This window comes from Paenibacillus sp. SRL342 (genome assembly GCF_984798905.1).
On record NZ_OZ481790.1, the window covers coordinates 4,493,421 to 4,513,097 of the forward strand.

The following is a 19,677-nucleotide window of genomic DNA, read 5'->3' on the forward strand; positions in this document are numbered from 1 at the left end:
TTTCGTCAAAGAAATGATTAACCACAAACCGGCTTCAGATTCGGAACTTCCCTTCCCAACACCCGGTAATAAATCTGTTCGTATTCATGCCGGATAGCATCATTGCAAAAGTCGTGATGCGCACGCTGAAGACATGCTTCCCTGAACTCCGCAGCCAAACGATCGTCCGTCAACAAACGGATGGTGTTCTCGGCCATGGATTGTGTATCCCCGATCGCGGATAAATACCCCGTTTTACCATGTAAGACCAGTTCCGGAATTCCCCCGGCCTGTGAACCGATCGTCGGTACGCCACAAGCCATTGCTTCGAGCGCCACAAGTCCGAAACTCTCCTTCTCCGATGGAAGCATCAACACGTCTGCCATGGAAATGACCTGAGCAATGTCATCCTGTTTGCCAAGGAAATGAACTTTATCATTCAAGCCGAGATCATTAATTTTCCATTGCATCTTCGGCAAATCTGGTCCTTCACCAACAAATAACAGTTTGGCAGGAACCTGCTCCTGGACCTGACGGAAGACCTCTACCACATCTTGAGTTCTCTTCACCGGTCGGAAATTGGAGATGTGCATTAATATTTTTTCGTCGGGCGCAGCAAAGTCTCTTCGCAGACTGGCAGCATCCCGCGGATAATATATTCGTTTGTCAATGAAATTATAGGTTAGATCGATTGGGCGCTGAATATCCAGCAATTCGACCGTTTCCCGAATCAAATCTTGTGATACGGCAGTAACCGCGTCACTTTCATTAATGGCTAGACGGATCAGATCCTTCAGAGATTCATCCTGAGCCAGAACCGTAATATCCGTTCCGTGCAAGGTGGTAACCACTTTAAGACCGTCTCCTACCATCTGTTTCGCAAGAAAAGCACATACTGCGTGCGGCACGGCATAATGAACATGCAGCAGATCCAGCTGCTGTGACTTAGCCACCTGAGCCATCTTTGTTGCCAGTGACAGGTCATACGGAGGGTAACGGAAAACATAATAATCATTTACTTCAACTTCATGATAAAAAATATTTTTCTGGAACGTACCCAGTCTGAACGGGATACTGTTGGCAATAAAATGAACCTGATGCCCCTGTTCGGCAAGTAATTTGCCCAGCTCCGTTGCGACAACGCCAGACCCGCCGAGGGACGGATAACAGGTGATGCCGATTTTTAGCTTTTTATCCATCCTGTGGACGCTCCTTTGATCTCCCGCTTCATGCAGGTTGATATAATACAACAGAATAATGAAACCCTTCGTTTCATTAAACGTAAAATGTGAAATCGTTCATTGGGCACCCGGCCCAAATTGATGAACCACGTAAGGCGTAATTGTAGCAAAACCTTCTGCAAACGGGATAAGACTGCGTTGTCCGAGCAAGGAATCACGGGCTCTTACACGTTCGATATACCCTTGATTCAATGGCGTCGAGACCGCTCCGTCTCCCAGTTCGAATTGGGAACGATAAGAGAGCAATGATGTTTCTTTTTGCCCATAGTGTTCCGTAATATCGACAATCAAATCCGTAGGGCCGATGTCATTAATAAAGTAAAAATAAAGTTCCTTCACCTGCACGGCAGGCATGTCCGGCATGTAGTTCCGAAGCTTGGCGTTAAATACAGCCTCCTGCACAAGCTTACTGCAATTGACATGATCCGGATGACGATCTTCCCAATACGGAGCAAACACCATCCGAGGGGCATGACGCCGTATCTCAGCCGTTACCGCCTCTACATGTTCAGGAGTAAGATACAAGCCACGATCAGGAAGCCCCAGATTCGTTCGACACGAAAGACCGAGGATGCGGGAGGCTTGCTCCGCTTCCTCGGTTCTGCGCTCTACTGTTCCGTTGGAAGACATCTCAGCACGAGTCAGATCACACACGCCTACTTTCAAGCCAGCAGCGGTATGTTTGGCAATCGTTCCACCCATACCAATCTCCGCATCGTCTGCATGTGCTCCAAAGATGAGAATATCCAGACTCATTCGGAATCACCCGAATTCAATCCAGCCTCCGGCTTGTATTTATGTACCAGCTCTCTCCAGGCAAAATCGCCACGATCCAGAGCCTTAACCAGAATCTCAGCGGTTGCGATATTGGTGGCAAGTGGAATTCCCTGCACATCACAAAGACGCAGCAACGCATTAATATCCGGCTCGTGAGGTTGTGCCATCAGTGGATCGCGCAGGAAAATAATCAGATCCATCTCATTTTGCGCAACCAAAGCTCCAATCTGCTGATCTCCGCCCAGTGGGCCTGATTCGAATCGATGAATCTTCAGAGACGTTCCTTCCATAATACGAAGGCCTGTTGTTCCTGTAGAATATAATTGATGGTCCGTAAAAACAGGCTCATATGCCGTCACGAAGTTAACCATCTCTTCTTTTTTACGATCATGGGCGATAAATGCTATTTTCAACATGACAATCTCCTTTAGTCGATAAAGTGGTCAAATCCGTAGATCATTCCTGTATATTCCATAACCTTTTGCACACCAATCTTAACACCAGGCATATAACCTGCGCGCTCATAGGAGTCATGCCGAATTTTGAGAGACTGTCCATAGTCTCCGAAAACAACTTCCTGCTGCGCGAATACGCCAGGCAATCGTACACTGTGAATTCGGAAGCCGTTGTAATAACCGCCGCGTGATCCTTCAATCGTTTCTTCCTCATTCGGATTACCCTGACGAAGTTCTTCCCGATTGGCAGCAATCAGTTCGGCAGTTTTGATCGCAGTTCCGGAAGGAGCATCCAGCTTCTGATCCCCGTGATATTCGATAATCTCCACATTTGGCATATGTTTGGCAGCCTGTGCTGCGAATCGCATCATCAGAATGGCACCAATCGAGAAGTTAGGGGCAATAAGCCCTCCAATTCCTTTGTCCTGGCATTGCTTGTCCAACTGTTCAATCTGCTCCGGCGTAAAGCCGGTAACACCCATGACAGGTCTGACTCCATGACGGATTGCGATTTCGGTATGTGTAAAAGCATATTGCGGCACTGTAAAATCAACCATAACCTGAGGTTTTGTTTCGGCAAAAGCCATTTCGATATCATCAGTCACCAGCACCCCGCACGCTGGCAAACCAACAAGGGTTCCTGCATCCGTGCCTGCTCCGGAGCGGTTGACAGCCGCTGCAAGCTCCAATTCCGGGTCCTGAAGTACCAATTTCACAACTTCACGGCCCATACGGCCAGCCGCTCCGATCACGGCAACTCTGATTACTTCACTCATATTGACTGCATCTCCTCACTATGTTGGATCATATCGTAGAATCCATTTCAACTCGAAAGAAATCTTTGCAAAATGAATTCTTTATTGAATGGATTTCATACGTTGCTTGATTTCCTGTAACATCTGATGCAGTTGCCCATTCTGCGGGTCCAGCAAAATTGCCTCACGCAGCGCCTGAATTGCATAGTCAAATTCATTCAAATCACTGTAAGCCAGCGCAAGCATAACATGAGCCTCCACTGAGAGCGGATCAAGTTTGACCGCTTCTTGCAGAAGCGTAGACGCTTCCACGTAACGCTCCTGTGTTGCAATACCCGCCTGCTCCAACAGCAACTTCGCTCTGGAGGTCAATTCTTTTGCTTCCAACGTCTGCAGATGCAAAATATACTCTTCTGTTCCTGGCGACAGTTCAACCGCCTTGCGCGCATATTCAAGCGCTGGAACCAGATGCTTGCTGCGGGCGTGTGTAATGGAACAGCGATAATATAACTCCGCATGTTTTGGATGAGCGTGAATGGCTGACTCGAACCAACGAATCGCCTGCTCAAAATCATTTTGCAATATACAGCGGTAAGCCTGCTGCATATATTCTTCCGGTTTCATCATTAAGCTGACCCTCCCCGATCGGGTGATGGTACAGCATATGTAATCTACGCCTAATCGGTGTTTTTGGGTGTCCACCGATTGGCATCGCGGGTGTTAAATTTATGCATGACTTTATCGTGCGCCTCAGCCAGATCAATTCCCAGTGAGTTCGCAAAACAAATCGTGATAAATAAAATATCTCCAAGCTCAAGTTCAATGGAATTGGCTGCTTCGGAAGATTTCTTCGGCTTCTCGCCGAATTCATGATTCACTTCCCTCGCTAGCTCCCCAACCTCTTCAGACATCCGGGCCAACATGGCCAGAGGACTGAAATACCCCTCCTTGAACTGGGAGATATACTGATCAACCTCACGCTGCATTTCTGCGATGCTTTTCTCCATGAGAACGGATTCTCCTTTGAAATGATGTCGTATTTGTTCCTAATAATATCAGTTATTTAGATTCACTTCCACCATCATCAGCGACAAATCATTTTTAAAGATTCAATAAACAGGTATACTAGATGGGAATGATTAGTTCTTCATTCTAATTTATCTACAGCGAGGGATCTTATGAGCACTGCCAAAACCTGGGTTCAAGTTAAACTGGTTCTTCCCATCGTGCTGGGGACAGCCTTATATGCCTTTGGGCTCCTCTATTTCATTATCCCCAACCAGCTTATGGAAGGCGGCCTCACCGGGGTTACGGTGCTGATCAATTACGCTTTTGGCATCTCACCTTCACTTACAACCTTAATTCTGAATGTTCCCCTCTTTCTGATTGGGCTCAAAATTTTGGGCGGCCGACAGATGATCTATACGGGTATCGGAATCGGGGCACTGACTGTTTTTCTATGGTTGTTTGAGAAGTTGATTCACTTGGGCTGGATTGAACCATTACATACCGAGAATGACCTCCTGCTCGCAGCCCTATATGCAGGTGTCACCCTTGGAGCCGGCCTTGGCATTGTATTTCGTTGGGGTGGAACAACGGGCGGTTCAGACATCATTGCCCGTATTCTCAACCGCAAGTATGGATGGAGTATGGGCCGAGTATTACTGGGCATCGACTTCGTCATTATCGGGCTCTCTCTCATCTACATCCCCAAAGAAAAAATTCTGTATACGCTCGTAGCTGTATTCATCGCCTCCAAAGTCATCGACTTTATTCAGGAAGGTGCATATTCTGCCCGGGCATTTATGATCATTAGTGACCATGCACCCGAGATTGCGGACCAGATTACACGGGATATGGACCGTGGCGTCACCCTCATTCCAGCCATTGGCGCGTACTCTAAACAGGCCAAACACATGGCCTACTGCGTGATCTCCAGGCAAGAGTTCAGGCGACTGCAGACCATTGTACGTTCCATTGACCCGAGAGCTTTTGTCATCATCAGCGATGTTCACGATGTACATGGCGAAGGTTTCAAAGAAAGCTGATATAACACAGAAAGTACATGAAAACCTCTTTTTACATGAAGAGCCGTTAGTGTGGCTGGTCATGCGGAAAGAGGTCTTTTTATATACCACGATCAACTTCATATCCAATTAGCGCCGAAAAGGAAAAATCCCCTGCTGCTGTGCACGATATTTACGATATCCGGCGTAACTTAACGTCGCCACAATGACCGAACTAATGAGCAGCCCGGCTGCCCTGCGATCGGGCCCCTGTACAAAAGGTACAAAGGCGCTCTCGTCCTTCTCGCGACCAAACAACTGATTCACCAGTTCCTCCCCATGGCCCACCATGCTCTTTAATCGAGCCAGATCAGGTTGCTTGGCAGCGGTGAGCCCTTTGGTATGAGATAACCAGGCGTCCATCTGAGCAATCTCATACGGTTCACGGCGAATCAGTGCGGCAGGACGAATCGTCTCATAATGCTCCTCCAGAACGGTGTAGCGGTTTGCCAGTACGGCCGCAGTTTGCCCTTGATTTGTAGCAGCGGATAAAGCGTCCAGATCGTTTTTCACGATTTTATAATACTGAAGCCATAGAGGCTTGGTTGGATTCGCGAGACTATCTGCTGCAAGTCTGAGTTTGGCAGAGGACTGCTGAAGAGAAGCATCGTCATTTTTCACCTTCACAACGGCTTGTTTCACTTCAACTATGGTTTCGGACAAGGCGTGAATGCCCTCAACTGTTGTTTGTCCCTCAAAGGAGATATGCTCCAGACTTTTACTGATACGCAGAATGCTTCCTCGCACTTCTTCAATATTATTCTCGAGCGCCTGACGATACAATATGGCTGCTTCCTCGTTCAGTTGTGCAATTGAATTGCTTGTGGACACTTGCTGATCTGAATTCGAATTCAATGCTTCACTTTGCGCGGATACACGATATGCTAAGTTCGTCCAAAGCAGCAGAGCCATGAACGATACCACCAATAAACCAGTTTTGACCCCAAACGTTCTCTTCATGGACATCCCTCCCACCACCAATGTATGGCGGGAAACAGTTCGTTAGAACAAGCTCAAGATCGGATATCAGGTTCGTTTCGCTTGTCTTAAGGCCAGCCACGCGCACAGAATGCTCACCAGTGTCAGTCCAAATGTGAAATTACGCACACCATCTACATGATCATAGAGGGAAGCGGGTAACCAAGGGTATATATCATATGTATAATCCATCGTATCGTTCAACAGTGTCCAGAGACCTGCAACGACAAGGGCAGCCCAGCGGAAGCCGAAAAAGCGTACATAAATTAGAGCTTCAATGGCCATCGCACTATGCGAAGCAATCAACATCCAGTCTTGCCAGTGCTGTGTACCACCTTGCATCCAGCCAGCGAAAATAATGGATACGGCCCACACGCCATATTTCACAGATGTGACCACGGCAAGCGCCTGAATCACATGTCCGATCCGTTTGATCATGATGGACCGTGGTGGGTACAAGACCCATAACAACGATAAAGTAAAAAACAAACTCGCTGTTGGACTATCTGGCACAAATACGATCTGCCACATCGGCTGCTCAACCAGCGTCAATTTCATTTGCTCTCCGTACCAGATGTATCCGTATACCGTTCCTACCGCATTACACCAAAATAATAGCCACAGGAAATAACGATTGGTTAGAAATTCCCTACTCCAGAAATACGATAAAGCCACATTCCCTGCCCCTTCCTTCATCAATATTGTGCACGATACAGTACTATCCAAAAAAACACTTCAAAAAAACCTGACCGAATAAACGATCAGGTTTCATTGGTTATTTCGATTTTACTGTTCTGCTTTCTGTTTCGCAAGCCATTCGGTCAGATGAGTGATCTCTTCATCCGTGACACCTTGAGCGATGGCGTTATTGTACTGAGGAGGCATCTCGTTATAACCTTCTTTAATGATGGTCAGAATCTCTTCCTGGCTGTGCTTGTCACCCACACCCCGAAGTGAAGGTCCACTTGCACCCTTCATATCAGCCGCATGGCAACCAATACAACCGGCCTTCTTGTACGTTTCCATTGCAGGATCATCCTGTTCCACGATCGCAACTTCTTCTTGCTGTCCAGGTGCATTGGAAACGGGTGGGAGCCCCTGTTCACGCCTCTCCAGCGCTTCTTCTTCACGTTGAATATGTTCAGGCTTCTGTCCACTTGCTTCCAACTCATGCTCGTAGTGCGTCCACGCTACATTTGTCAGGTAGAATACAGAAATGACCGACAAAATCATCAGTGATGAAGCAATTGGGCGTTTATAGAAACGCCGCTCCTTGCCTGTATCCAGGAATGGTGCCAGCAGCAAAGCTCCAAAAGCGACTCCGCTGACCCCCAGTACGCCGAGCAGAACGTAATCGCCAGATGCGTATGGATACTTCAAGTACTGATACAGAAAAAGGAAGTACCAGTCCGGCATAGGAATTACGGATGCGCTCGGATTGGCCGGATAGCCTAAAGGTGCAGGTTCTGAGATCGTGAGAACCAGAATCCCCACCAATACAACGACACCAACCATCCATTCTTTCAGCAGGAAGTTGGGGATAAAGGCTTCTGATTTGCCGGGATATGCCGTGTAATCAGGAGGGGTAATAAATCCCGCCCCTTTACGGACCCGTGAATCACCGACAAAGATAACCTTTTCCTCATCATCCTTCTTATGTCCGTGAGCCATTGCGATTCCTCCCTTCTCAGTTTATAGTGGTCCCGAAATGCCCTGTCTGCGGATCATGATAAAGTGTCCGACCAGAAGCACCAGAAGCACAGCGGGGAGGAAGAATACGTGCAGGGCAAAGAATCGGGTTAGTGTCTGTGCACCAACAATCGTACCGCCTTGCAGGAATTCTTTGATGATTGGTCCCAGCCAAGGAACCGTGTTGGCAATCTCCAGTGTTACTTTTGTTGCAAAATAGGCTTTGTTATCCCATGGTAGCAAGTACCCTGTGAGCCCCAGGCCCAACATGACGAAAAAGATCAGCATGCCAACAACCCAGTTCATTTCTCGCGGTGCCTTGTAAGAGCCTGTAAAGAACACACGCATCGTATGTAAGAACATCATTACGATAACCAGACTGGCTCCCCAGTGGTGCATGCCGCGAACAATTTGGCCGAAGGCTACTTTGGTCTGCAGATACTCCACACTTGCGTAGGCATTGATAATATCAGGTACATAATACATGGTCAGGAACATGCCTGACAGAATCTGAATAACAGTAATAAAGAACGTCAATCCACCAAAGCAGTACACGAATGCGGAAAAGTGATGAGCCGGATTTACATGCTCTGGAACTTCATGATCCGCAACGTCCCGCCAGATTGGCGTGATGTCAAGACGCTCGTCAATCCAGTCATAGACATTTTTAAACATCTGCGTTCACGCCTCCTAATTCACTCGGGTGTTCGGAACAATGTCGCCCAGATATACCCAACCCTGCTCTTCCTTGACTACGTACTCATCCAGCGGTTTGGGGGCTACGGCAAGATTCTTCCCTTCCTTGTCATAGTGCGCGCCATGGCAGGGGCAATGATACTCGTCAGGGTATTGCTTGTCACTATTCCAGCCTACTGTACATCCCAGATGTTTACAGATAGGTGAGAGTGCATAAATTTTACCCTGTTCATCTTTGCGAATCCACGCCACTAACGATGCATTACTCAGATACCAACCATCCTGTTGTTTAAGTTCAAAGGTGAATTCTTGAGGCTCATTCGTAATTTTGCTGATTTCAGCTACTTTGACAGAGGTGCCTTCTCCCTTATGTTGCAAAATCGGGTCCACCGCAAAACGGACCATAGGAAGGATTGCACCGGCGGCCATGTAGGCTGTAGCTCCACCAAGCGTGTACGTCAAAAACTGCCTGCGTGACATCTCCATGCGGCTTGGCAATTTCAATGAAGCTTCGTGGTGGTCATGCTCACTGCTCATACTGTCTCCAACCCCCTTTTTCAGCCAACTCTCTCAAACGTTTTCATTTTCATAAATTCCACGACTTACTAGAACATACATAATCATATAGTAGCCCTAGAACACCGTCAAGAATTTGTCACACATTTTTAAGGTTCAATTGTAAGCGTTATTAAAAAAATGTTGTAAAATTGTCACATTTGTCGCCAAAAACTATTTTTTCCACAACTCTCGTATTTTCTCCCCTATAAATCTCGCAATCCCCTCTTCTCCGACCTCACGAGTTAACACGGACCGACTCAAAACCAAATCAGCAGCTGGAATTTCCATGCCATTCAAATGACCATCTGATGACATAATAACCACATATTTGAATCCCGAGGATTTAAGCTGTGCGGACAAGGAATTTAATGTCATTGACAATTCCGAATTAGCATAATGAAAGGCTGGATAAGTCATGATTCTCCCTTTGAAAGGAATTTCGACCAGATCCAGAAAATCTCTCAGCCGCTCCAATGCCTCGGTAGCTTCAACTGGCGACTGCTCACCGCTAAGAGCTGTGTATGGAATAAGGCATGTATCCAGATAGAGTTGCAGTTCAGCCCAGCTGTCTTGAGTCATCTCACTGAATTTCAATTCCCTATATCCCCTCTCTATCCATTTTATTCCCATATTATATATGACCATATCTTATAAATCCAGACATTCATTTTGGAATTACACATATCAAAAAAGGAAATACGCCTCTGCGCATTCCCTTTTATCTCAGAAAGGAACTATTTTGCCTATCAGTTTATGGTCCTCAGTTCATCCGTCAGACTCCGGAAAGCTACTTCGTCTCCGGTAGCTAACGCTTTATCGATTTCCAAATAGAGTTTCTCGCTGCGCTGTTTGCGAAGCGCTTCGTCCCACACCATCTCAGCTGCCAGCCCCAACATGACTTCATACGTAACTTTCATTTTATCCAATAGGATGCACCTCCAAAACGGATTTAAGAGCTCCTATATTCTTTTCCTTTGGTAACATAACCCAGTGAAGTTCTGGACATCCGCTCCAAATCGGCATCAGTCAGCTCACGTATCACTTTGGCAGGTGTCCCCAAAGCAAGAGTATAGGGCGGAATTTTACTATTCTCAGTAACAACAGAACCGGCTCCAATCAGCGTATATTCGCCAATGTCGGCTCCATTCAGCAGAATGGCTCCCATGCCGATTAATGATCCTGTTCCAATACAACACCCATGAATGATCGCTGTATGTCCTACTGAAACATCATCTCCCACAATCAAAGGTTGATCAGTATTGACATGCCCGACAACGTTATCTTGAATATTACAGCGCTTTCCAATGATAATAGGAGCCAAATCAGCCCGCAGGACTGCATTGAACCAGACGGAAGACTCTTCTCCCATTCTCAAATCACCGATCAGTTTTGCACCTTCAGCCATATATACCGAAGAGTGTAACTGAGGTTGTAGACCTTTGTATGGAATTATCATTATTATCACTCCTTAATTTGGGAGTGATTTTAGCAACTTGTCCTTCATTTGTCAAACATAATGGGTGTAATGTCTCCTGAGATGGAGCGACAGGATACAGCAAGACGAGTGCCCCAAGCTGTCATTTGTATAGTCCGGCCTTCCTCATGTTCCCCAATACGAACCATGCCAAGATGCAGCATCATTTTAACAATTCTGTTATCATAGATGGCATCGGCCGTATCATAATAAAACGGCTGAATGAATGGACCGATCTGACGAAACAGCGACTCGGCAGTTGACCATTCTTGGGCACATTCGCCTGTCCAGTACACAATAGAGGACAGATTGGGAATAGCACCTTTATACAATCTTAACCAAAACCTAAATAGCTGTATCATTTCGGCTGTTTTCTCAGCTCCCAGCTTGTCTTCTCCAGCTGGTGATAACTTCAGCGTGCCTTGCTCCTCACGAACCAGCCGATGGTGAAATGCATAGTCGTAGAGAAGTGCGAAACGATCCGGGTAATCCTTGAAGGAACGGCCATATCCGAATCTCCATCCACCTTTGCCCACCAATTCCTCACTAATGTGCAGGTGCTCCATAATCTGCTGTTGAGAGCGACGGTACATCATGCCTTCAGCGTTAAGGGCAATCTCGTGCTGCTGGACAAACTGCAGGAACAACTTGAGATCATCCGCTAAGAGATGATACTCATCCCGATACATGGGTGGTTCTGTTGTTTTGGTAATCCCTGCTCGCAGATGTGTGGATAACACATCCCTGAATCTTAGTTTCAGATCCTGGGGTACCTGATACAAATACCTGGTCTGCTGCGTTGTTCCATTGAACAACCATCCACTCTTATTGAAGCGAACAATGAGATCACGCGGACTCGCGCCTGCCTCACTCTCCTTTTTGTCCATCGATTGACGGGCTATGGCAATGAGTTCTTCCATACCATAATACTGGCGAGGGTCAAACAACAAGTTGTTCAAAAAACGCTGATCTGCTTGATTCAGTTGACGTACCTGCTGCTCAAAAAAGGGTCTGCTGCCCAATGTAGTGAGAATACTCTGGATGAGTTCATGTTTGGAATTGGGCTTGCATTCACATTGGTAATAGTCTGCTATTCGATTAAGCTGGCCAATATCGGCAAAAGTAAGCATATCCGCTAAATTCATGGGTCCATCGCCTCGCCCGTTAACTACTTCGACTGCTGATTCGGAGCCTGAAATAGTTTGGTTTTGTAAACATCGTTGACGGAATTCCCATAATCTAAACCTCTTTTTGGAAATCTTTTATGTTTTAAAACATACTATGCCTCAAGTTGGTCAATCAGAAGAAAAATGAGAGGTTTGAAATCATATAAAGTCTTATTTCCCCATAAAACGCAAAAAAACAACCCAAGTTAGCTTACTCAGGTTGTTTCGCTGTGTCCAAAGACAGATGTCGTGTGCAATTATATAACAGCGGACTCCAGTCATCACGTTCCTTTTCCAGGATCGTCAGTGACAGGTTTCCAATACGTTCTGTATAGCGATCTTTAAACAAGGCTGTTAACAGGTTGGCTAAGAAAGCTCCGTGAGTGACAATGAGTACGTTTTGATCTGGATAGGCAGACCATAGATCTTCCAGAAACGCCAGTGCACGAATCTGGATATCCGCTATCTGCTCCTGCCCCAAATCTAATGTCTCCCAGGATTTGCCCCAGCGGGCAACCCGTTCTTCTGAAGTCAGACCTTCAATCTGACCAAAAGCCCTTTCTTTCAACCGTGCGTCCGGCTCAAGCAAAGGTACATTCAACAGCTTGGAGATAATCTCCCCTGTTTCCTGTGCCCGCGATAATCCACTTGTGATGATATAGTCCCATTGGTATTCTTCCGTCAGCAGACGTCTTCCCAGGCGCTCTGCCTGTTCACGACCTTCTCCATTCAGAGGAATATCCGTCTGACCCTGTATACGGCCCGCCGCATTCCAGTCTGTAAGACCGTGACGAATAAGCCCGATTCGCACTTACATCCCTCATTTCTCCACACGGCGAACGAAAGGTTATTACCTATGCACTCGCACCTTGTTTGCGTTTATTCGTTGTTCGATGCATACGTCCAAGAGAAAATAACGCCATTCCTATTGCAAGTAAAGAGAGGGCCATCCAATACTGTGGATAAGCAGGTCCCATGCTCACAACAAAAGGTTCTATGATACTTCCTCTGTCCGCTCCAGTCATGTTGTACTGATACATTCCAGAGGACGATGGTCCGCTTCCGGCAACCCCTGTCTCCAGAATACCCGTAGCAACAACCTTGGTTTGCTCAGCTTCTGATACGTCTGGCTTAAACATTGCCATATACAGAAAGCTGCATAAAAAAATAGCCAGGAACGCGGCGATCCACAAAGACATATGCTTGCGGATCACAGCAGAGAAACGATTAACCTTTACCTCTTCCGGCAGAAGCCATGGAGACTCCGCGTAGATCCGGTCCATCACGTTACGGTTCACTCTCTCTGCCTGTTGTTCTGTCACTGGAACCGGAATGCTGTGCAGCAAGATCTGAGCTTCTTCCCAGACCTCAAACTGCTCGGAGCACTCATCACAACCAGCGAGATGAGCATGAAATGCAATCCGCTGAGGATGAGTTTCCGGCAAGTCCCAAACCAGTGCAAACAGTTCCTGGGCTTCATTGCAATTCATCGGTTCTTCATCCCTTCATATGGCTCGTACACCGGTTCGAAGAAATAAGGTTCCAATTGAGTTTTTACGCTTGATCTTGCTCTGAATAATAGCGATTTCACAGAACTGACGCTCTGCCCAAGAATATTCGCAATCTCTTGGTAGTCTAGTTGATCATACTCGCGGAGTATAATCGCAGAACGTTGCTTCTCTGGCAAATTGTTAATCGCATCCCTAACCAGCATCACCCGCTCGCTACGTAGTACAGCATACTCCGGTGTATTCTCCGAAGGAGCAACGGGAACAATCCCGCTCTCTTCAAGTGGGACATTTCCGCTGCGCTGTTTGCGAAGCTCACTCAGTACCGTATTTCTCGCAATGGTATATAACCAGGTTGAGAATGAGGCATCCACCTCACGGAAAGAGTGCAGACTGCGGAACGCCTTATAGAAAGTCTCAGAACAGAGATCTTCCGCAAGCAGCTCCATATTGGAACTTTTCAACATATGATATACGAAAGCCAGTATTTTACGCTGATAACGACTCATCAGCTCGGAATATAACTCCAGGTTACCTTCCTTGATCTCTCGAATCAACTGGGAATCCGTCATTTGAGTGCGACCCCTCCTCGCCCATCCATGTGCTTCTCCCCGTTCGACTCTATCCATGTATTACCGAACAGGCACAAAAAAGTTGCGGTTCTCACCGCATATAAACAGCGTTCAGCGCCATAACTGGCCTTCCCGCCAAATTCCCCTATGTAATGGCAATTTCCCCAACGTTTCTACATTAACAGTATTTATTGTACAACGGTCTGCATCATCCTGGCAAATCCATTGGTATCCACAGAACCCGACCTGTCATTCATATGCGGTCATTTTCACGTTCATGACTTCATTTTGCTCCTTTTTGGCAAGCCTTGCTTATATAGACGGACGACATACTGAAAAGGTTACAGAAATGTGATATTTTTTTGATCTAAGGTATCCTAACAGATTAAGGAGGGAGATGTAAATAGAGGATGTAAGTTTAAATGTAACTATTAACATATCAATGCCTTTCCCATAACTTTTTAAGACAAAAAAAAGACCGCTTACATAAGCGGCCATTGCTCACGTGGAGCAATACAGTTATTGGATAGGAGTGGAGAGAAACCATACTGTACCCTTATTATATGTATACGTTTTCATTTTGTCAACACTTTCAGTAAAATTGTTTGAATTAATTATATCTTTCGGTAATTAAGGATAATACATCCTTTTTTTCGTGACTGAAAATCAAATAACATACTCCAATATAACCTCACAAAAAAGAGGGCTTTCGCCCTCTTTCTCGTCTTATATCCACACTTGATAGCCTAAGGAATCCAATAACGTCTTGGCTCGTTCCATATCTTCTTCCTGACGGAAAGACAGACGCATAATGCCCGGCACATCCACCCGGTTTTCGATAATCTCCAAGTTGCTCAAGTTGATGTCATTCGCCCCAAGCTCAGTTGCGATCTTACCGATCATACCCGGTGCATCCTGGACATCAGTATACAGATCAAATAACGGAGAAATCATGCCTTTGCGTCGTTCTGGTAATATACTGCGGAACTCGCGGGCCTGACGGAATGCCTCCTCTATACCTTCACCGTTCTTATGCTCCAACATATCCGTAAAGGCCGTCATCTGGCTATTCCAGTCCTTAAGCAAGCCCAGCAGTACGTCACGGTTGCTAAGCAAGATATCTCTCCACACAATCGCATCACTGGACGCAATCCGGGTAATATCCCGGAAACCGCCTGCAGCCAGCATTTTATACAGTGGATTCGACTCATTATACTCACGTACCTGATTCACCAGCGCAACAGCAATAACATGTGGCAGATGACTAATCGCCCCCACGATGTCATCGTGCAGCAGGGGCTCCACACGCACGATCTGTGCCCGCGTATACGCAAGCAGCTCTGACAGCCTGCTGTAGGCTTCCTCAGGTACATGTTCTGAAGGGGTTAAGACATAGTATGCATTCTCAAACAGCACAGCTGAGGCCGCATCTACGCCTGCACGCTCCGACCCCGCCATGGGATGACCACCAATGAAGTAAGCGTCAGTCAACCGCACATGCTCGGCACAAGCGGCAATGGAAGCTTTAGTGCTTCCTACGTCCGTGATGATACATCCTTTTTTCAATGGCAGCTTGGAGAGCTTTTCGAAATAGGATTCAAGCAAACCTACGGGAACGCACAAAAAAATAAAGTCGGCATCCTCTACCGCTTCTTCCAGAGAGAGCGTAGCATCATCCACTACACCGCTCGCTATGTACTTGTCCTTCAGTTCATCCAAGTGGGCGTAACCCATCACGGTTACATCTGGCTTGCCTTTGAAGCAGAGCGCCAGTGAACCGCCGATGAGTCCTACACCAATCATTGCAATTTTTAGTTTCATGGGTCCTCACTCTTTCATCGCCAGTATTAAGGGCGTGCTACCGCCTTCTCAGCCAGCGTGTTCTCCAGTGCCGTGACAAATGCACGGTTCTGTTCTGATGTTCCGACGGACACACGAATGTAAGTTGGGTATACGTGGAATCCTGAGCGAACGATAATGCCTTGTTTGAGCAAGGATTGGAACGCATTTGCCGAAGGCATATTCAGGTCAACCATAATGAAATTACCCTGTGAAGGGAAATACGACAATCCGAGCCGTGTAAATTCATTTTGCAGGTAATCCCGATCCGTTGCATTCCGCTTCGAGCACTCTTGAACAAAATCCTGATCCAGTAGTGCGGCGGTTGCCGCAACTTGTCCAAAACGGGAGGTGTTAAACGGTTCACGTACACGGTTAATCAAATCAATAATTTCGGGACGTGCAATACCATATCCGATCCGAAGCGAAGCCAAACCGTAAATTTTGGAGAATGTCCGCAGGATGACCAAGTTCGGATACCGTTCGATCAATGGTATACTTTGCGGATATGCTTCATCGGTTACGAATTCATAATAAGCTTCGTCCAGTATGACCATCACATGAGCAGGCACACGGTCCATAAAGGCTGTAAGTTCCTGCTCGGAGATAATCGTACCTGTCGGATTATTTGGATTACACACCCATACTGCTTTGGTTTTGTCGTTAATTTGCGCGAGCATCGCGCTCAGATCATGCGTGCCATCTTTCAGAGGCACTTCGATGGACACGGCACCCTCAATATCTGCATTGCTTTTATATACAGAAAATGTCTGATCTGCCATGATGGTCTCGTCACCCGGCAAGAAGAAAGCTCTCGTGATCAAAGCAATAATCTCATCGGAACCACAACCAAATATTAAGTTGTTCCGTTCAACGCCAAGATGCTTGGCAAGAACTCCCGTCAGCTCAACCGAGCTACCGTCTGGGTATATGCTTATATTCGTCATTTCTCTCGTAATGGCTTCCAGGGCGGCAGGAGAACTGCCGTACGGGTTTTCGTTGGAGGCCAGCTTGATGACTTGTTCAAGCCCCAGTTCACGTTTCACTTCTTCAATCGGTTTGCCCGGCTGGTACACAGGCAGATTGACAATCTGGGATTTCGGTTTCAACCCGACCGCCTCCTGTTATTGAAATAATGTTAGACACGAATCAGCGTGCACCTCACGTGTCCAAAAGATGTCCTTTCAGGACATCTCTATCCCTTTAATTGTGCCACAAAGTTGCGAATTTGCAACAGTCCCGCTGCACGCGTATCCGGATTTTCAAGCAGAGGAATCGCATCTTCCACTTGACGAACAATGGCACTACCTACAACAACGCCATCGCAGATGCGGGAGAAATGGGCCACCTGCTCATGACTGGAGATACCAAAACCTACTGCTACAGGGAGGTCTGTCAGACTTTTCACCGTCTCAATGAAGCTCTCTACGCCATCAAAGAAAGAAGCTCTCTCTCCGGTTACGCCAAGAGAAGATACACAATAGATAAAGCCCCTCGCGCCCGTTACAATCCGCTCAATCCGGGCATTAGATGTAGGTGCAACAAGCGGCACCAGATGCACACCAGCACGATTTGCGCGTTCTCGCATCTCTTCCGCTTCCTCAATCGGCAGGTCAGGAATGATCATGCCACTAATATCGTGTTTGACCAATTCATCAAAGAATACATCCAGTCCTGTCTGCAATACCGGATTATAATAGGTGAACAGTACAAACGGCAGTTTCACACCTGCCTTACGAGCATTTGCAGCAGTTTCCATAACAGTACGAATGGTAATCTGGCTCTTCAGCGCACGTTCGGAAGCGCGTTGAATGACTGGGCCATCTGCAAGCGGATCGGAATAGGGAACACCCAGTTCCAAAATGTCCGCTCCAGCCTGTTCAAGCTCCTTGATGATATCAATCGTTGTATCCACATCCGGGTCTCCCACGGTTAAGAATGGAATAAGTGCCGTGCGATTCTGTTCCTTCAATTGCTGGAAGGTCTGGTCCATCAGATTCATCCCAAGTCACCTCCCGTGTATTTCATGATGGATTCAACATCCTTATCTCCACGTCCCGACAGACAAATGACTACAATATCATCTGCTGTAAGTTCAGGCGCCAGTTTGACAACTTGGGCTACCGCATGTGCAGACTCCAGAGCAGGAATGATTCCCTCCGTCCGACATAGAAGTTGCAGGGCATCCAGTGCTTCCTGATCCGTGATCGGTACATATTTTGCCCGTTCAATATCCTTGAGATAGGAATGCTCCGGACCAACACCCGGATAATCAAGTCCGGCCGAGATGGAATGTGCTGGCTGAACCTGCCCATACTCATCCTGCAACAGGTAACTCATAGATCCCTGGAATACACCATGTGTACCTTTGGTCATCGTTGCAGCGTGATACTCGGTTTCGACCCCTTTGCCTGCGGCTTCAACACCAACAAGCTTCACATCCTGATCACCGATAAATGGATAGAACATACCGATCGCATTACTTCCTCCACCTACAGCTGCTACAATTACATCCGGCAAACGCCCTTCGATCTCCTGAATCTGACGACGGGTCTCATCACCAATCACACGTTGGAAATTCCGCACCATCATCGGATATGGATGAGGACCAACCACTGATCCCAGCACGTAGAATGTATCCTCCACATTGCTGACCCAGTAGCGAAGTGCTTCATTACCAGCATCCTTCAGTGTCCGTGTTCCAGACGTAACCGGAATCACTTCTGCTCCAAGCAGCTTCATCCGAAATACGTTTAACTGTTGACGCTCTGTATCTTCTTCGCCCATAAATACTTTGCATTCCAGTCCAAGTAATGCGGCTACAGTTGCCGTTGCAACGCCATGTTGACCTGCACCCGTTTCAGCAATAACTTTCTTTTTGCCCATCCGTTTGGCAAGCAAACCTTGTCCAATGGCGTTATTAATTTTGTGTGCGCCTGTATGATTGAGATCTTCACGTTTCAGATAAATTTTCGGTCCGCCTAATCGGCGTGACAATTGCTCTGCATGATACAATGGCGTTTCACGTCCAGAATACTCGCTTAGCAGATAGTTCAGTTCCTTGTTGAATTCCTCATCTTCAGAGAAGTGGCTATATGCCTCCTCCAACTCTATGAGTGCGTTCATTAGTGTCTCAGGTACAAAGCGGCCTCCGAAGTGACCGAAACGCCCGTATTGATCCGGCAATTGATGTGTCATGCCTGCTTCACCCTTTCTACGAATGCTGTAATTTTGGCAATATCCTTCACACCTTTAGTCTCAACTCCGCTGGATACATCGACGCCGAAAGGTGCATATGTCTGTATTAGTTGTTGTACATTGTCCGGCTGCAAACCTCCTGCAACGAACAGAGCAATTTCGCGACTTTTTGCCCATTCAGCATAGGCGGGGATTCGCTCCCAGGCAAACGTTTTCCCGGAGCCCCCTCCATATAGAGGATCATGGGTATCAAGCAATATCGCATCCACGAATTTATCGTAAATATCAAGAGCCCTTATGGCTGCTTCATCAGCTTCCGGTCCCGTTTCATCTTTGGGAAAAGAAAAAACTTTGAATACTTTGGCACTCCACCGCTGCTTCACCTGCTGGCAAAATTCCGCAGACTCCTGTCCATGCAGTTGAATAACATCCAGGTGAGCAACCTCCATAATGTGTTCCAGTTCATCGAGCGTAGGATTCACAAATACACCCGCAAGCTTCGGCCGATCATAGGTAGACCATTCGAACAGCACCGTTCTTAATGCAGCAGCCTGCTCGGGTTCGATTCGGCGGCGTGATTTGGCAAAAACAACACCAATGTAATCCACAGGCAAGTTTATCATCGATTTTAGCACTTCAACGTCCTGAAGTCCACATATTTTTACGGCCGCTGGCAGCGGGTTTCTCAGTTCTGACATACTGTCGCCTGTGCCATCGTGTATGGAA

24 protein-coding genes are annotated in these 19,677 nt (G+C 46.9%); 1 reads left to right on the plus strand and 23 read right to left on the minus strand.

Translation table 11 applies throughout. The features are described 5' to 3' along the window. Positions 1-17 precede the first annotated feature (17 nt). The 6 genes from bshA to AC4E8D_RS19690 all read right to left on the minus strand — a co-directional run bounded on the left by bshA (position 18) and on the right by AC4E8D_RS19690 (position 4,214). On the minus strand, positions 18-1,178 hold the full coding sequence (gene bshA, locus AC4E8D_RS19665; protein ID WP_076209934.1) for an N-acetyl-alpha-D-glucosaminyl L-malate synthase BshA: 1,161 nt from the start codon (positions 1,176-1,178) through the stop codon (positions 18-20). A gap of 99 nt (positions 1,179-1,277) precedes the next feature. Continuing rightward, on the minus strand, positions 1,278-1,976 hold the full coding sequence (gene bshB1 / locus AC4E8D_RS19670) for a bacillithiol biosynthesis deacetylase BshB1 (protein ID WP_221820342.1): 699 nt from the start codon (positions 1,974-1,976) through the stop codon (positions 1,278-1,280). After that, positions 1,973-2,413 (minus strand): methylglyoxal synthase, encoded by a 441-nt coding sequence (gene mgsA, locus AC4E8D_RS19675; protein ID WP_017687735.1) that lies wholly within the window; start codon positions 2,411-2,413, stop codon positions 1,973-1,975. The genes bshB1 and mgsA overlap by 4 nt, the downstream gene beginning before the upstream one ends. An 11-nt stretch (positions 2,414-2,424) precedes the next feature. Beyond that, positions 2,425-3,228 carry a 4-hydroxy-tetrahydrodipicolinate reductase gene (dapB, locus tag AC4E8D_RS19680; protein WP_076209932.1) on the minus strand — a complete coding sequence of 268 codons (804 nt, stop codon included), beginning with the start codon at positions 3,226-3,228 and terminating at the stop codon, positions 2,425-2,427. A gap of 81 nt (positions 3,229-3,309) precedes the next feature. After that, positions 3,310-3,834: a tetratricopeptide repeat protein gene (locus tag AC4E8D_RS19685; protein ID WP_091028965.1), complete on the minus strand. Its 525-nt coding sequence runs from the start codon at positions 3,832-3,834 to the stop codon at positions 3,310-3,312. Between the two features lie 50 nt (positions 3,835-3,884). After that, the gene (locus AC4E8D_RS19690; RefSeq protein WP_017687732.1) at positions 3,885-4,214 is read right to left on the minus strand and encodes a nucleotide pyrophosphohydrolase; all 330 of its coding nucleotides are present in this window, start codon (positions 4,212-4,214) and stop codon (positions 3,885-3,887) included. Positions 4,215-4,385: 171 nt separating this feature from the next. Between AC4E8D_RS19690 and AC4E8D_RS19695 the strand changes: the two genes are divergently transcribed. Next, on the plus strand, positions 4,386-5,255 hold the full coding sequence (locus AC4E8D_RS19695) for a YitT family protein (RefSeq protein WP_221820340.1): 870 nt from the start codon (positions 4,386-4,388) through the stop codon (positions 5,253-5,255). Between the two features lie 108 nt (positions 5,256-5,363). Here AC4E8D_RS19695 and AC4E8D_RS19700 read toward each other — a convergent pair whose 3' ends face one another. The 17 genes from AC4E8D_RS19700 to AC4E8D_RS19780 all read right to left on the minus strand — a co-directional run bounded on the left by AC4E8D_RS19700 (position 5,364) and on the right by AC4E8D_RS19780 (position 19,649). After that, the gene (locus tag AC4E8D_RS19700; protein WP_405117831.1) at positions 5,364-6,233 is read right to left on the minus strand and encodes a sporulation protein YpjB; all 870 of its coding nucleotides are present in this window, start codon (positions 6,231-6,233) and stop codon (positions 5,364-5,366) included. Positions 6,234-6,299: 66 nt separating this feature from the next. Then, positions 6,300-6,926 (minus strand): DUF1405 domain-containing protein, encoded by a 627-nt coding sequence (locus AC4E8D_RS19705; RefSeq protein ID WP_221820336.1) that lies wholly within the window; start codon positions 6,924-6,926, stop codon positions 6,300-6,302. Between the two features lie 111 nt (positions 6,927-7,037). Continuing rightward, entirely contained in the window at positions 7,038-7,922 is an 885-nt protein-coding gene (locus AC4E8D_RS19710; RefSeq protein WP_405117832.1) for a menaquinol-cytochrome c reductase cytochrome b/c subunit, read from the minus strand. Between the two features lie 21 nt (positions 7,923-7,943). Next, positions 7,944-8,615: a menaquinol-cytochrome c reductase cytochrome b subunit gene (qcrB, locus tag AC4E8D_RS19715; protein WP_017687726.1), complete on the minus strand. Its 672-nt coding sequence runs from the start codon at positions 8,613-8,615 to the stop codon at positions 7,944-7,946. A 15-nt stretch (positions 8,616-8,630) separates the two neighbouring features. Continuing rightward, positions 8,631-9,173 carry a QcrA and Rieske domain-containing protein gene (locus tag AC4E8D_RS19720; protein ID WP_017687725.1) on the minus strand — a complete coding sequence of 181 codons (543 nt, stop codon included), beginning with the start codon at positions 9,171-9,173 and terminating at the stop codon, positions 8,631-8,633. A gap of 192 nt (positions 9,174-9,365) precedes the next feature. Further along, a complete protein-coding gene (locus tag AC4E8D_RS19725; RefSeq protein ID WP_490205138.1) occupies positions 9,366-9,773 on the minus strand; it encodes a DUF2487 family protein in 408 nt (135 codons plus the stop codon). Between the two features lie 167 nt (positions 9,774-9,940). Then, positions 9,941-10,120, minus strand: a complete 180-nt coding sequence (locus tag AC4E8D_RS19730) for an IDEAL domain-containing protein (protein WP_017687723.1) — start codon at positions 10,118-10,120, stop codon at positions 9,941-9,943. Between the two features lie 23 nt (positions 10,121-10,143). After that, positions 10,144-10,650, minus strand: coding sequence for a gamma carbonic anhydrase family protein (locus AC4E8D_RS19735; RefSeq protein WP_091028957.1), 507 nt, complete (start codon positions 10,648-10,650; stop codon positions 10,144-10,146). 44 nt (positions 10,651-10,694) lie between these two features. Next, positions 10,695-11,813 carry a hypothetical protein gene (locus AC4E8D_RS19740; RefSeq protein WP_221820332.1) on the minus strand — a complete coding sequence of 373 codons (1,119 nt, stop codon included), beginning with the start codon at positions 11,811-11,813 and terminating at the stop codon, positions 10,695-10,697. Positions 11,814-12,045: 232 nt separating this feature from the next. After that, positions 12,046-12,645: a histidine phosphatase family protein gene (locus AC4E8D_RS19745; RefSeq protein ID WP_221820330.1), complete on the minus strand. Its 600-nt coding sequence runs from the start codon at positions 12,643-12,645 to the stop codon at positions 12,046-12,048. 43 nt (positions 12,646-12,688) lie between these two features. Continuing rightward, the gene (locus AC4E8D_RS19750) at positions 12,689-13,324 is read right to left on the minus strand and encodes an anti-sigma factor family protein (RefSeq protein ID WP_076209924.1); all 636 of its coding nucleotides are present in this window, start codon (positions 13,322-13,324) and stop codon (positions 12,689-12,691) included. Then, entirely contained in the window at positions 13,321-13,914 is a 594-nt protein-coding gene (locus AC4E8D_RS19755; protein WP_036607662.1) for an RNA polymerase sigma factor, read from the minus strand. Before AC4E8D_RS19755 ends, AC4E8D_RS19750 begins: the two co-directional genes overlap by 4 nt. Positions 13,915-14,640: 726 nt before the next feature. Then, positions 14,641-15,735 (minus strand): prephenate dehydrogenase, encoded by a 1,095-nt coding sequence (locus tag AC4E8D_RS19760; protein WP_017687717.1) that lies wholly within the window; start codon positions 15,733-15,735, stop codon positions 14,641-14,643. 26 nt (positions 15,736-15,761) lie between these two features. Continuing rightward, a complete protein-coding gene (gene hisC / locus AC4E8D_RS19765) occupies positions 15,762-16,862 on the minus strand; it encodes a histidinol-phosphate transaminase (protein WP_221820327.1) in 1,101 nt (366 codons plus the stop codon). Between the two features lie 86 nt (positions 16,863-16,948). Continuing rightward, a complete protein-coding gene (gene trpA / locus AC4E8D_RS19770; protein ID WP_047843555.1) occupies positions 16,949-17,755 on the minus strand; it encodes a tryptophan synthase subunit alpha in 807 nt (268 codons plus the stop codon). Continuing rightward, positions 17,752-18,951, minus strand: a complete 1,200-nt coding sequence (trpB, locus tag AC4E8D_RS19775; RefSeq protein ID WP_405117901.1) for a tryptophan synthase subunit beta — start codon at positions 18,949-18,951, stop codon at positions 17,752-17,754. Before trpB ends, trpA begins: the two co-directional genes overlap by 4 nt. Continuing rightward, positions 18,948-19,649, minus strand: a complete 702-nt coding sequence (locus tag AC4E8D_RS19780) for a phosphoribosylanthranilate isomerase (protein ID WP_449003580.1) — start codon at positions 19,647-19,649, stop codon at positions 18,948-18,950. Before AC4E8D_RS19780 ends, trpB begins: the two co-directional genes overlap by 4 nt. Positions 19,650-19,677: the final 28 nt, after the last annotated feature.